18 protein-coding genes are annotated in these 12,196 nt (G+C 69.6%); 16 read left to right on the forward strand and 2 right to left on the reverse strand.

What is annotated here, in order from left to right; translation table 11 throughout:
* The first annotated feature begins 54 nt into the window (after positions 1-54).
* Positions 55-1,380 carry a phage terminase large subunit gene (locus BAY60_RS14300; protein ID WP_112281421.1) on the forward strand — a complete coding sequence of 442 codons (1,326 nt, stop codon included), beginning with the start codon at positions 55-57 and terminating at the stop codon, positions 1,378-1,380.
* A gap of 73 nt (positions 1,381-1,453) precedes the next feature.
* Here BAY60_RS14300 and BAY60_RS14305 read toward each other — a convergent pair whose 3' ends face one another.
* The gene (locus BAY60_RS14305) at positions 1,454-1,777 is read right to left on the reverse strand and encodes a hypothetical protein (RefSeq protein WP_112281422.1); all 324 of its coding nucleotides are present in this window, start codon (positions 1,775-1,777) and stop codon (positions 1,454-1,456) included.
* Between the two features lie 124 nt (positions 1,778-1,901).
* Here BAY60_RS14305 and BAY60_RS14310 point away from each other — a divergent pair, with 124 nt between their 5' ends.
* The gene (locus BAY60_RS14310; protein WP_112281423.1) at positions 1,902-2,087 is read left to right on the forward strand and encodes a hypothetical protein; all 186 of its coding nucleotides are present in this window, start codon (positions 1,902-1,904) and stop codon (positions 2,085-2,087) included.
* A 70-nt stretch (positions 2,088-2,157) separates the two neighbouring features.
* On the opposite strand, the gene BAY60_RS14315 is transcribed toward BAY60_RS14310, so the two are convergent.
* Positions 2,158-2,439: a hypothetical protein gene (locus tag BAY60_RS14315; RefSeq protein WP_112281424.1), complete on the reverse strand. Its 282-nt coding sequence runs from the start codon at positions 2,437-2,439 to the stop codon at positions 2,158-2,160.
* A gap of 98 nt (positions 2,440-2,537) precedes the next feature.
* Here BAY60_RS14315 and BAY60_RS14320 point away from each other — a divergent pair, with 98 nt between their 5' ends.
* The 14 genes from BAY60_RS14320 to BAY60_RS14385 all read left to right on the forward strand — a co-directional run bounded on the left by BAY60_RS14320 (position 2,538) and on the right by BAY60_RS14385 (position 12,110).
* Positions 2,538-2,738, forward strand: a complete 201-nt coding sequence (locus BAY60_RS14320) for a hypothetical protein (RefSeq protein WP_146771011.1) — start codon at positions 2,538-2,540, stop codon at positions 2,736-2,738.
* A gap of 20 nt (positions 2,739-2,758) precedes the next feature.
* Entirely contained in the window at positions 2,759-4,855 is a 2,097-nt protein-coding gene (locus BAY60_RS14325) for a phage portal protein (RefSeq protein WP_146771012.1), read from the forward strand.
* Positions 4,855-5,646 carry a head maturation protease, ClpP-related gene (locus tag BAY60_RS14330; protein ID WP_112281427.1) on the forward strand — a complete coding sequence of 264 codons (792 nt, stop codon included), beginning with the start codon at positions 4,855-4,857 and terminating at the stop codon, positions 5,644-5,646. The genes BAY60_RS14325 and BAY60_RS14330 overlap by 1 nt, the downstream gene beginning before the upstream one ends.
* Positions 5,643-6,980 carry a phage major capsid protein gene (locus BAY60_RS14335; protein WP_170160411.1) on the forward strand — a complete coding sequence of 446 codons (1,338 nt, stop codon included), beginning with the start codon at positions 5,643-5,645 and terminating at the stop codon, positions 6,978-6,980. The genes BAY60_RS14330 and BAY60_RS14335 overlap by 4 nt, the downstream gene beginning before the upstream one ends.
* Positions 6,981-7,068: 88 nt before the next feature.
* The gene (locus BAY60_RS14340; protein WP_112281429.1) at positions 7,069-7,482 is read left to right on the forward strand and encodes a hypothetical protein; all 414 of its coding nucleotides are present in this window, start codon (positions 7,069-7,071) and stop codon (positions 7,480-7,482) included.
* Positions 7,482-7,844: an SAP domain-containing protein gene (locus BAY60_RS14345; protein WP_112281430.1), complete on the forward strand. Its 363-nt coding sequence runs from the start codon at positions 7,482-7,484 to the stop codon at positions 7,842-7,844. The genes BAY60_RS14340 and BAY60_RS14345 overlap by 1 nt, the downstream gene beginning before the upstream one ends.
* Before the next feature lie 6 nt (positions 7,845-7,850).
* The gene (locus BAY60_RS14350) at positions 7,851-8,033 is read left to right on the forward strand and encodes a hypothetical protein (RefSeq protein WP_112281431.1); all 183 of its coding nucleotides are present in this window, start codon (positions 7,851-7,853) and stop codon (positions 8,031-8,033) included.
* Positions 8,034-8,108: 75 nt separating this feature from the next.
* Positions 8,109-9,152, forward strand: a complete 1,044-nt coding sequence (locus BAY60_RS14355) for a hypothetical protein (protein ID WP_112281432.1) — start codon at positions 8,109-8,111, stop codon at positions 9,150-9,152.
* Between the two features lie 2 nt (positions 9,153-9,154).
* A complete protein-coding gene (locus BAY60_RS14360) occupies positions 9,155-9,538 on the forward strand; it encodes a hypothetical protein (RefSeq protein WP_112281433.1) in 384 nt (127 codons plus the stop codon).
* 4 nt (positions 9,539-9,542) lie between these two features.
* Positions 9,543-10,016, forward strand: coding sequence for a hypothetical protein (locus tag BAY60_RS14365; RefSeq protein WP_112281434.1), 474 nt, complete (start codon positions 9,543-9,545; stop codon positions 10,014-10,016).
* The gene (locus tag BAY60_RS14370) at positions 10,013-10,792 is read left to right on the forward strand and encodes a hypothetical protein (RefSeq protein WP_112281435.1); all 780 of its coding nucleotides are present in this window, start codon (positions 10,013-10,015) and stop codon (positions 10,790-10,792) included. The genes BAY60_RS14365 and BAY60_RS14370 overlap by 4 nt, the downstream gene beginning before the upstream one ends.
* Positions 10,792-11,241: a hypothetical protein gene (locus BAY60_RS14375; RefSeq protein WP_112281436.1), complete on the forward strand. Its 450-nt coding sequence runs from the start codon at positions 10,792-10,794 to the stop codon at positions 11,239-11,241. Before BAY60_RS14370 ends, BAY60_RS14375 begins: the two co-directional genes overlap by 1 nt.
* A gap of 20 nt (positions 11,242-11,261) precedes the next feature.
* Positions 11,262-11,669: a hypothetical protein gene (locus tag BAY60_RS14380; RefSeq protein ID WP_211330324.1), complete on the forward strand. Its 408-nt coding sequence runs from the start codon at positions 11,262-11,264 to the stop codon at positions 11,667-11,669.
* A gap of 3 nt (positions 11,670-11,672) precedes the next feature.
* Complete coding sequence (locus tag BAY60_RS14385; RefSeq protein WP_112281437.1) at positions 11,673-12,110, forward strand: hypothetical protein; 438 nt, start codon at positions 11,673-11,675, stop codon at positions 12,108-12,110.
* Positions 12,111-12,196 lie beyond the last annotated feature (86 nt).

A 12,196-nucleotide genomic window follows, 5' to 3' on the forward strand; every position in this document is an offset into this window, starting at 1 on the left:
CGGCGTACTGCTCGCCCTGCACTGCTGGTGGCACCGACCCTGGAGAAAGCGCCTGTGACCGCGCCCGTCATCGAGCACGTCTACCGACCCCGCGGCGCCGCCCTCACCCTCCTCCACAGCCGCGACCCCGAAGTCCTCCTCTCAGGCCCGGCCGGCACCGGCAAGTCCCGCGCATGCCTCGAAAAGCTGCACCTCATGGCCCTGCTCAACCCCGGCATGCGCGGCCTCATGGTCCGCAAGACCGCCGTATCCCTGACCTCGACGGGCCTGGTCACCTACGAGCAGCACGTGGCCGCGGAGTCCATCCAGGCCGGGCACGTGTCGTGGTACGGCGGCAGCCAGAAAGAGGCCGCCGCGTGGCGCTACACGAACGGCTCGATCATCAACGTCGGTGGCATGGACAAACCCACCAAGATCATGTCCAGCGAGTACGACGTGATCTACGTCCAGGAAGCGATCGAGCTCGGCAAGGAGGACTGGGAAGCCTGCTCGTCCCGTCTGCGCAACGGCAAGGTGTCGTTCCAGCAGTTGATCGCCGACACCAACCCGTCACACGCGAACCACTGGCTCAAGAAGCGCGCCGACACCGGCTCGACGAAGATCCTGTGGTCCAAGCACGAGGACAACCCGGTGTACTTCGACGAGCACGGCCAGCCCACCGAACGCGGCCGCGCGTACTTGGAACGGCTCGACGCCCTCACCGGGGTGCGCAAGCTGCGCCTCCGCGACGGGCTGTGGGTGTCCGCCGAAGGCATCATCTGGGAGGAGTGGGACGAGGCCATCCACCTCGTCGACCGCCGCCCGATTCCCGACTCGTGGCCGCGTTGGTGGGTCGTCGACTTCGGCTACACCAACCCGTTCGTCTGCCAGTTCTGGGCCGAGGACCCCGACGGCAGGCTGTGGCGATACCGGGAGATCTACCACACCCGTCGCCTGGTCGAGGACCACGCGCGGCAGATCCTCAAGCTCGTCGCGCCCGGCGGCCGGTGGAAGGAGCCGAAGCCCCGCGCGATCGTGTGCGACCACGACGCCGAAGACCGGGCCACGCTCGAACGCCACCTCGGCATGTCCACCGTCGCCGCGAAAAAGGACGTCACCCCCGGCATCGAGGCTGTGGCGACCCGGTTCCGCCGCGCAGGCGACGGCAAGCCGCGATTGATGCTGATGCGGGACTCGCTCGTCGAGCGTGACGCCGACCTCGACGCACGCGAGCTACCGACGTGCACCGAGGAGGAGATCCCCGGCTACGTGTGGGACGTGCAGGACGGGAAGCCACCCAAGGAACAGCCGGTGAAGGAGAACGACCACGGCTGCGATGCGATGCGCTATGTGGTCGCCGAGCGGGACCTGCAGCCGAAGCCGAACGTGCGCTGGCTGTAGCTGACCAGCGGCTTCGACGGTTACTCTCAGCCCCGCTTAAACGACGAAACCCCCGGCGGGGGTCGCCGGGGGTTTAGCGTCGGGCCAGCTCGGCCTTGATGTCGCGGACGGTGCGCCAGTCGCTGTAGGGGTCGAGGGTCGCGAGGTAGGCGGTGAGCGTCTCGGCGGGGACGGTGGCCAGCTTGGCCAGTCGCTCGGCCACCGGGGTGGCCTTCTCGATCCCGCAGTCCAGGTCGGCGATCTTCGCGAACGCGGCGGGCTTGCTGCCGTGGACGCTGATGATGTCCTGGTCGCTCGTGCGGTAGGCGACGTACTGGCCGTCCCAGCAGGTGCCCTTGACCTTGCGAACCTGGTAGTCGCCGAGGGTGATGACCGGGGCGGTGAGCTGCAAGTTCATCTCTGCTCCTCTGTGTAGTTATCTGTGCTGCGCTGTTGTAAATAGAATAGCAGGGTGGGTACCCACCCTCAAGAGGTAATGTGAAGAAAAATTGGGTGGGTACCCACTGTGGTAAGATCCAGCGGTGCCAACGCAGGGAAACCCGAAACTCACCGTCCGCATCGACGAACACACACGCGCCCGGTTCGTCGCCGCCGCCTACAACGCCGGCACCACCGGGTCCGAACTCGTCACGGCGTTCATCCGCTGGTACCTCGGCGAGGACGGCGCCGAACTACCGCGCCGCCCCGAGCCCGCCCGCGAGCAGTAGCCGACGACACGCCGCCAGACAGCAGAACGCCCGGCCCCGCTGGTCCTGGGGCCGGGCGCTACTGCGGCGATCAGACGTTGCGGATGCCGAGCAGCGTCACCGTGACCTGCTTCGACACTGCGGCCCGCACCGACCAGTCATCCGGGCTGGCCGAGGTGACCCACGCCCGACCCTCCACCGAGCGGGCGCCGGTGACCTGCGCGGCCACGCTGACCAGCCCCTGATCCGGCCCCGCCAGCGGGGCGTTCGCCCCCGCGACGACCATGTCGATGTCGGCGTCGAAGGCGTGCGTGAAGTAGCCGCTCGCGTCCGTGGTGACGGTGAGCTCGACGGCCTGGATCTCCTGCGCCATGCGCGTTCCTCTCTGAGGTGGTGTCGCCCAATGCGACACGCTGACCTGCCTATCTGCGTAACTACGTAGATACGCAGGTTGGCATGTATCCTGCCATCGTGATCACACGGCTCGCGCGCCTGCTCCGGCCTGTCGCGAACCGACTCGCGCCCGCCACCCTGTCGCTCAGCGCGCTGGGCTGCGCTGTCGGCGCCGCCTGGTACCACGGCGTCACCACAGGCCTGCTCGGCACGGCGGGGGCGCTGCTGCTCGCCGAGTGGCGCATGGTCGAACCCCCGACCGACGGCGGCCGACAGTGAGGCCGCTCACCGCGCCCCGCGTGCGCAACGACGCCCCGGTGCCGCTCGCGTCCCGCGTCCAGTCCCGCATCCCGTGGTTCGGCAACCTCGGCAAGCTCGGCCAGCTCGAAGCGATGGCCAACAACGGCACCGTGTTCGGCATCGTCGACCGCATCGCCCCCAGCGTCGCCCGCACCGAGTGGAAGCTCTACCGCAAGGCCGCCTCGGGCAGGGAGGAAGACCGCACCGAGGTGACCCGGCACTCCGCGCTCGACCTGATCAACCGGCCGAACCCGCACTTCACCCGCATGCTGCTGTTCGAGACCAGCCAGCAGCACCACGACCTCACCGGCGAAGCCCCCTGGGTCGTCAGCTACGTGCGCGGTTTCGCCCGGCCGCTGGAGCTGTGGCCCGTGCGCCCCGACCGGCTCGTCCCGGTGCCGCACCCCACGAAGTACCTCGCCGGGTGGGTGTATCAGTCGCCGGACGGCGAGCAGGTGCCGCTCGAGCTGCACGAGGTGATCTTCAACCGGCGGCCGAACCCGGCCGACCCGTACCGCGGGATGGGCCCGGTGCAGGCGGTGCTCACCGACATCTACGGGTCGAAGGCCGCGGCCGAGTGGAACAAGAACTTCTTCCTCAACAGCGCCGAGCCGGGCGGCATCATCGAGATCCCGCGGTCGCTGCAGGACGAGGACTTCCAGCGGCTGCGCATGCGGTGGAACGAGCAGCACAAGGGCGTGTCCAAAGCCCACCGCGTCGCGATCCTCGAAGAGGGCGTGTGGAAGGACCGCAAGTACACCCAGCGGGACATGCAGTTCGCCGAGCTGCGCGGCGTCAGCCGCGACGCGATCATGGAGGCGTTCGGGTTCCCCAAGGGCATGCTCGGCATCACCGAGGACGTCAACCGCTCGAACGGTGAGGTCGGCGAGGAGATCTTCGCGCGCTGGCTCGTGGTGCCCCGGCTCGACCGGTGGCGCGACGTGCTCAACCACAGTCTGCTGCCGCTGTACGGCAAGGACACCGCGGCGAAGTACGAGTTCGACTACGACTCCCCGGTCCCCGAGGACGAGGCCGCCGAGAACGCCGCGCGCGAGTCGAAGGCCAACACCGCCAAGACCTACATCGACGCCGGGTTCACCGGCGAGTCCGTGCAGGAGGCGCTCGAACTGCCCGACGCGCTCGTGTGGGAGAAGCCCGAGCCGCAGCCCGCCCCGGCACCGCCCGAGCCCGCCCCCGGTGGCGCGCCCGAACCGCCCGCACCCGAGCCCGCGCCCACCCCGACGCCCCCGGAGCCACCGCGGAACCGCCACCCGCACCCGCACCGGCACGTGCGCAACGCCGACCTGCCCGAGCCGCCCGACGGCGTGCCGGCCACCGACGTCGACGCCGTCGAGGCCGTCGACCTCGAACCCGTACAGGCCGACTGGGAACACGCCGTCGCCGGGATCATGGCGACCTGGGTCGGCACCGTCGTGCAGGACTGGATCGACCAGCTCATCGAGGCTCTGCGCGCGATCCTGCGCGGCGACGACAACACCCCGCTCGTCGACATCCGCGTCGACTCCAGCGACGCCGCGCAGCGCCTGCACGACGCCATGCGCGACCTCGCCGCCAAGGCCGCCGACCACGTCGTCATCGAGGCCGACCAGCAGGGCGCCGACATTCAACCGGTCACCCCGCCCGACGCCGACCTCGACGCCATGGCGCGCGAGGCCGCCGCGCTCGACGCCGACCGCTACGGCAGCTCGGCCGCCCGCGAGGCCGCCCGAATCCGGCCCGGCCTGCCCGACGACGAGGTGATCGAGCGGGTGCGGCAGCACCTCGACGACCTGTCCGACGCCGGGTCGCGCGAGATGCTCGCCGCGGCGATGACCGACGCGCAGAACCAGGCCCGCAAGGCCACGCTCCGGTCCGTCCCGGACGTGGCGCTGTACGCGTCCGAGGTGCTGGACACGAACACGTGCGCACCGTGCCGTGCCGTGCACGGCCGGTGGATCGCGAACAGCGCCGACATGACCGCCGTCGACCGGCTCTACCCGACCGGCGGCTACATCGACTGCCTCGGCCGGTGGCGCTGCCGCGGAACCATCGTCGGGATCTGGCGCCCCGCGCAGACCAGGGAAGGCGAGGAGTGATGGACCTGGACCCGAAGATCACCGCGCGGGTGGAGGCCTTCCTCAAGGCCCGCGACTCGAAACCCCGCCCGAAGGCGCAGCAGCGGCCCGGGCGGCGGTTCGAGTACCTCAACGTCACGGACGGCACGCCCGAGCTGGTCATCTACGACGAGATCTGGTTCCTCGGCGTGTCCGCACAGGACGTCGCCGACCAGCTCGCCGGGCACCGCGGCGACCTGCACGTGCGGATCAACAGCCCGGGCGGGGACGTGTTCGACGGGTACGCGATCTACAACCTGCTCGCCGAGATCGACGGCGAGGTCACGGTCACCGTGGACGGGCTCGCCGCGTCGGCCGCGTCGTTCATCGCGATGGCCGGGGACAAGGTCCGCATGCAGCTCGCGTCGCAGATGATGATCCACGAGGCCTCGGGGTTCTGCTACGGCAACGCGCAGGACATGACGGAGATGGCCGACACCCTCAACGTCATCTCGGACACGATCGCCGGGCTGTACGCCGAGCGCACCGGCAGCGACGCCGAGGGCTGGCGCACCGCGATGCGCGCCGAAACCTGGTACAGCCCGCAGGAGGCTGTCGACGCTGGGCTCGCCGACGAGATCGTGCAGCGCCAGCGCCGCCGCGACGACGACCCGCCCGAACCCGCGGCCTACGACCTGTCGGCGTTCCAGTTCGCCGGCCGCGTCGCCGCGCCCGAACCGGACGCGCCACCGTCCAACCCGGCCCCCCAGCCCCCGGCGTCGGCCTTCGACCCGGAGAAGTTCAGCAACGCTCTGAAGGAGGCGTTCAAGTGACTGCACCAGCCATCCCCACGGCTCCCGACGAGCTGGAGGAGACCCTCAACGACCCGGCCAAGGTCAAGGCCATCTTCGAGAACGGGGGCATCGGCGAGCTCGTCAAGAACTACGCCGCCGCGTTCAATAAGCGCGAGCGCGAATTCAACGAGCAGGTCCGCGAGGAGGTCGAGCGGGTGACCGCCGAGTTCCTGCGGGACAACGCCGACGCCGAGATCAGGCGCCCCGACCTCGCCCCGGGCAACACCGCGCCCGACCGGGGCGCTGGCTACAACCCGAAGGCGCTCGGCGCCGCGCTGGACAAGGAGTTCGCCGACCGCGAGGAGTACCTGCGCACGATCTGGTTCAACAACCACTCGCCCGAGGCGCAGGCCAAGCGGGCGAAGATCCGCAACGAATACTCCAGCACCATCCCCGCCGACGGCGGGTTCCTGGTGCCCGAGTCGCTGCGGGCGACGCTGCTGCAGGTGTCGCTCGAGAAGTCCATCGTGCGCCCTCGCGCGACGGTGGTGCCGATGGAGACGGCACGCGTGCCGTTCCCCACGCTGGAGTCGAGCAACAACTCCACCTCCCTGTTCGGCGGGATGATCGCCTACTGGACCGAGGAGGCCGGGCAGCTGCAGAAGTCCTCGGCCAAGTTCGGCCGGGTCGTGCTCGACGCCAAGAAGCTCACCGGCTACTCGATCGTGCCCAACGAGCTGTTCTCCGACAGCCTGCTGTCGTTCTCGGCGTTCCTGTCGCAGAAGTGGCCCGAGGCGCTCGCGTTCACCGAGGACAACGCCTACTTCTCCGGCACGGGCGCCGGCGAGCCGCTCGGGTTCCTCAAGGCCAAGGCCGCCGTCGAGGTGGCCAAGGAGTCAGCCCAGCCCGCGGACACGATCCTGTGGGAGAACATCGCGAAGATGTACTCGCGGATGCTGCCGTCCTCGCTGGGCTCTGCCGTGTGGATCGCGCACATCGACACGTTCCCCGCGCTGGCCACGATGAGCTTCCGGCAGGCGGGCGACACCGCCGGCACCGCCCCGGTGTGGATCAACAACGGCGTGTCGGGGCCGCCGATGAGCATCCTCGGCCGCCCGGTGTTCTTCACCGAGAAGGCCGAGACCGTCGGCGACTCGGGCGACATCAACTTCGTCGACCTGTCCTACTACCTCATCGGTGACCGGCAGCAGATGCAGATGGCCACCAGCGAGCACGTCGAGTTCGACACCGACCAGACGGCGGTGCGCATCATCCAGCGCGGCGACGGTCGCCCGTGGATCCAGAACGCGATCACTCCGAAGAAGGGCAGCAACACCCTCTCCCCGTTCGTCAAGATCGCCGCGCGCGCCTGACGCACGCCAGCCCCGGTCGGCAGTAACGCCCCGGCCGGGGCCCATTCCAGCCCGGCACTAAACCCCCGCAAGGAAGGCGGAAACAGCAATGATGGAAGGACTCGGAAGGGCCTTCAACGTCGCGCCGACAGCGGATGGCGTGTGGATCAGCCTCGTCGACTCGAGCGCTGTCGCGTTCGTCGGCGTCGGGGCCGACACCTACACGGTGCAGTCCGCATCGGACGCGGCCGGTACCGGCGCGGCGGACCTCGCGGTCGTCGACCACTACGCGGCGAACGCCAACGCGAACGGCTCGACCGCATGGACCGAGGAGGAGCAGGCTGCTGCTGCGGCCGTCACGATCGCCGCCGGTGTGGCGGTGATCCCGGTGCTCGCGTCGCAGCTGCCCGCCGGGCACACCCACGTCCGGTGCAGCTCGACGGCGACCGGCCTGGTCACCGCGATCACCCACGACCTCAACGTCCAGCGCGCGCCGGCGAACCTGCCCGCGGTGTCGGCCTGATGTTGTGGATCTGCCGCGCCTGCACCTGCGCGTACAGCGTGGGTGCGGCGCGGTGCCCGCAGTGCAGCAGCACGGACTACGTGGAGGAGGGCACCGAGATGCCGAAGATCACGCGCCACGGTGGACCGTCCTACGAGGACAGGACGCCCGCGACGCAGGAGGACGTCGACCGGCTGCGCGAGCAGGCGGCCGAATCCGTGCTCGTCGGCGAGCACGAGGCCCCGGACTACGACACGTGGGAGTACCGCGACCTGCAGGCCGAGCTCAAGCGGCGCGAGCTGTCGGCCCAGGGCGACCGTGACGCGCTCGTGGAACGGCTCGTCGCACACGACGAAGAACACGGCGACAGCGGCGAGGAGTAGGTCGCCGTGTCGTGGGAGCAGCTGCTCGACATCTACACCGAGGCCGCCGACGGGGCCCGCGCCGAGCGCGAGACACCCCCGCAGGCGTGCCCCAACGATGGTGAGCCGCTACGGACCGGGCCGGACGGCGAGCTGTACTGCCCGTTCGACGGCTGGCGACCAGACGGCCTCTACATCGGCAGCTGCTGACCGGCCCGGTCCACAACTGAACACGCTCCACTCCCTGCCGCCACGGTGGCACGGCCAAGAAAGCAAGGGCACAGGATGGGCGAAGCTGTTTACGCCACACGTGAGGACGTCAAGCGCGGCCTCGACATCACCGACGGCGCCCGCGCGAACCTGCTGATCGACCAGCAGCTCGCCGCCGGCGCCCGCGCGGTGGACCGCCTGTGCCACCGCATCTTCTACCCGTGGACCGGGACCCGCTACTTCGACTGGCCTGATGACCAGCTCGGCCGCTCGTACCGGCTGTGGCTGGACAGCCCGAACTACCGCGACCTGATCTCGGCCACCTCGGTCACCTCCGGTGGCGTCGTCATCCCGTCCACGGAATACTTCCTGCGCCCCTACAGCGGGCCGCCCTACACCTATCTGGAGCTGGATCTCGACTCGTCCGCGAGCTTCGGGCAGGGCTCGACCCGGCAGCGCGACGTCGGCATCACCGGGCTGTGGGGCTACGGCAACGACGAGGCCCCGGCCGGGGCGCTCGCCGCTCCGCTGGACTCGTCGTCGGCGACGGTGGACGTGGACAGCCCGGTCGGCGTCGGCGCCGTGCTGCGCGTCGACTCGGAGCGCATGCTCGTCACCGGCACGAGCATGCTCAGCACGGGCCAGACGCTGCAGGCCGACCTCGACGAGTCCATGTCGGACACCCTCGTCGCGGTCGTCGACGGCACGGCGTTCGCCGTCGAGGACGTGATCCTGCTCGACGCCGAGCGCATGCTCGTCGAGGACGTCGCCGGGAACAACCTGATCGTGCGCCGCGGCTGGGACGGGTCGGTGCTGGCCGCGCACACCGGGTCGACGGTGTTCGCCGCCCGGCGGCTGACCGTGGAGCGCGGCGCGCTCGGCACCACGGCCGCCGCCCACAGCAACGGCGCCACGCTGGCCCGGTGGGTGCCGCCCGCGCTCGTGCACGACCTCAACGTCGCCGAGGCGATGAACGGCGTCGAGCAGCAACGCGCTGCCTACGCCCGCATCGCCGGGTCCGGGGAGAACGCCCGCGAGGCCCGCGCCGGCGGGCTTAAGGACCTGCGCCAGCGGGTGTACGAGGCGCACGCCCGCCGTGTGCGGCTGGGGGTGGTGTGACGATGGCGGACATCACGGTCAGCAGCGACGGGCCGCTGTTCGACGGCCGCGCGCAGCTCGCGCTCCGCGACTACATGGACAAGGTCGTCGACGACATCGCCGACCAGGGGCTGTCGCTGGTGCAGCGCAACCTCGACGCCTCGATCCGGCACCCGACCCCGTACTACGAGACGCAGATCGTGAAGGACGTCGTCGGCGCGGACCGGGTGATTCACGACCGGGACATCATCTACGGGCCGTGGCTGGAGGGCGTCGGCTCCCGCAACAAGACGACCCGGTTCAAGGGCTATTTCAGCTTCCGGCGGGCCCGGCACGAGCTGGAGCTGCGCAAGGTCGAGATCGCCGAGGCCACGCTGCAGCAGTTCCTGCCGAGGATGAGGGGGTGACGTAGTGGCGGTGATGACCGAGCGGCGGTTCGTCGAGCTGGTCGAGGCGGTGCGCTCGCACGCGATGCGGCTGGGCATCTTCACCGGCACCGCCGGGCACGAGCCGAAGAAGGCACCCGGGCACGAGCTGTTCCTGGCGGTGTGGGCGCAGCGGATCGAGCCGCTGCCGCAGCGGTCGGGGCTGGCGTCGACGGCCGGGCTCGTCACGTTGATCGTGCGGATCTTCCAGGGCTTCATCGCCCAGCCCGAGGACGGGATCGACCCGCGTGTGATGCAGGCGGTGAACGCGCTGTTCCTCGCCTACAGCGGCGATTTCGACCTGGGTGGTCGGGTGGCCGAGGTGGATCTGCTCGGCCAGTACAGCCCGGGCGGGCTGTTCGCGCAGGCGGGCTACCTCAGCCAGGACGGCAAGAACTACCGCGTCATGACGATCACCCTGCCCCTCGTCATCAACGACCTCTGGAGCCAGAACCCATGAGCAAGCAGAGCGGCCTCGGCGACGCGTTGTACGTGGCGGGCCACAACCTGTCCGGCGATATCGGGTCGCTCGGCCGGATCGGCGGCGGCCCCGCCACGCTGCCCGTCACCGGCATCGACAAGTCCGCGTTCGAGCGCATCGGCGGCCTGCGCGACGGCAGTCTCGAGTTCTCGGCGTGGTTCAACCCCGAGACCGCGGCCGACAACCCGCCGAACACCGAGGACCGCGCCCACGCGATCCTGTCCGGCCTGCCCACCGCCGACCAGATCGTCACCTACTGCCGCGGCACCGCCCTCGGCAAGCCGGGCGCCTGCCTGGTCGGCAAGCAGATCAACTACGACCCCACCCGCGGTGACGACGGGTCGCTCACCATCGCCGTGCAGGCCCTCGGCAACGCCTACGGGCTGGAGTGGGCGACCCGCGCCACCGACGGCATCCGCACCGACGCGGCCGCCACGGACGGCGCCGGCCAGGACTACGGCGCCGCGACCGCGTTCGGGCTGCAGGCCTACCTGCACGTGTTCGCGTTCACCGGCACCGACGCCACGATCAAGCTGCAGGAGTCGGCCGACGACGGTGCTGTCGACCCGTGGACCGACGTGGTCGGCGGCGCGTTCACCGCGCTCACCGCCGGGCCGACGGCCGAGCGCATCGCCACCGCCCGCGACCAGGCGGTGGAGCGCTACCTGCGCGTGGTCACCACCACCACGGGCGGCTTCTCGAACCTCGAGTTCGCGGTGTTCATCGCGAAGAACGACGTGGAGGTGACCTACTGATGCGACCGATCAACCGCGTCGACCCGAAGATGCCGATGCAGGCGATGAAAACCTACTCGATCATCGCCCCGGAGGAGACGCACTGGCGGCAGGCCACGTGCGCCGAGGCGGGCTGCGGGCACCACCTGCGCGGCTGGCGCACCACAGTGGACGAGCGCACCGACCTCGGCCAGTTCCAGGCCGACTACATCCGCAAGAGCAGCGGTCGCGCGTTCAGCGAGCACCGCGACGACAGCGGCATGACCGTGTTCACCTTCGAGCCGGGCCAGGCCTGTTTCGCCGCGGCACAGCACAGGGTGCGCGTCGACCGGCAGGAGCTGTTCGTGGTGCGCGGCGGCGACCACCGCGGCAGCACCGGCCTTATTCGCCAGCACACCCGGCCCGAGGACTGGGTCGAGGACTTCGCCGAGCACCAGACCAAGCTCGCGGAAGTGATCAACCAGGGCTGACGCCCGGAAAGGAGCAGACCATGGCCAAGGAGTCGGGCCTCGCGTGGAGCGTGCTCTCCGTCGACGACGGTGCAGGCGCCGCGCAGGACATCCGCAACGACGTGCGGAACTTCAGCTTCGCGACGCCGCGGGCGGTGCAGGACGTGACCGGTGTGGACAAGTCCGCGATCGAGCGGCTGCTGTTGCTCGCGGACTTCTCGATCGACCTCAACGGCGTGTTCAACGACGCGGCGGGCAAGTCGCACCAGACGCTCAAGACCGTGCCGTCGACGTCGGTGCAGCGGACGGTGGCGCTGGAGGTGTCGGGGCAGACCCTCAACAACGAGTGCGTGTTCACCGACTACGCGCTCACCCGCGCCGACACCGGCGAGCTGACGTGGACGGCGCCCGGGGTGCTCGCCGACGGCACCGTGCCGACCTGGAGCTGACCCGTGGGGTTCACGCCGAAGCGCACCGTCCTCAAGCTGTCGTTCTCCGAGTCGGATTACGACGGCTTCGAGGTGCGCATCCGGAAAATGACCGTCGAGGACGCGTATCTGTTCGACGATCTGACCGGGTGGGAAAAGGACATCAAAGCCGGTCACGTCAGCCGCGAGCAAGCGCAGGAACGTATCGACAGAATGCACCGGCGGATGATCGAATGCATCCTCGATTGGAACCTGGAGGATGACGACGGTCAGCCCATGCCGGTCACGGTCGAGTCGATTCGTGCCCAGGAGCCCGAGTTCTTTTGGGTTCTGGTGCGCGCGTGGATTCGCGCGAACTCGATCGTGGTGGACGGCGATTTAAAAGACAGCTCACCCTCTGGCGATCCATCGGCGGAGGCATCGATTCCCATGGAAGAATTGTCGGAAAGCCTCGCGAGCTGATCGAGGCCGAACAAATACTGTCGATTTGTGAACGATTCGGGAAACTGCCCGAAGAAGTGTATGCGGCGGACGCGGGGCTTATGCGG

The organism is Prauserella muralis, from assembly GCF_003202285.1.
Classification (GTDB): domain Bacteria; phylum Actinomycetota; class Actinomycetes; order Mycobacteriales; family Pseudonocardiaceae; genus Prauserella_B; species Prauserella_B muralis.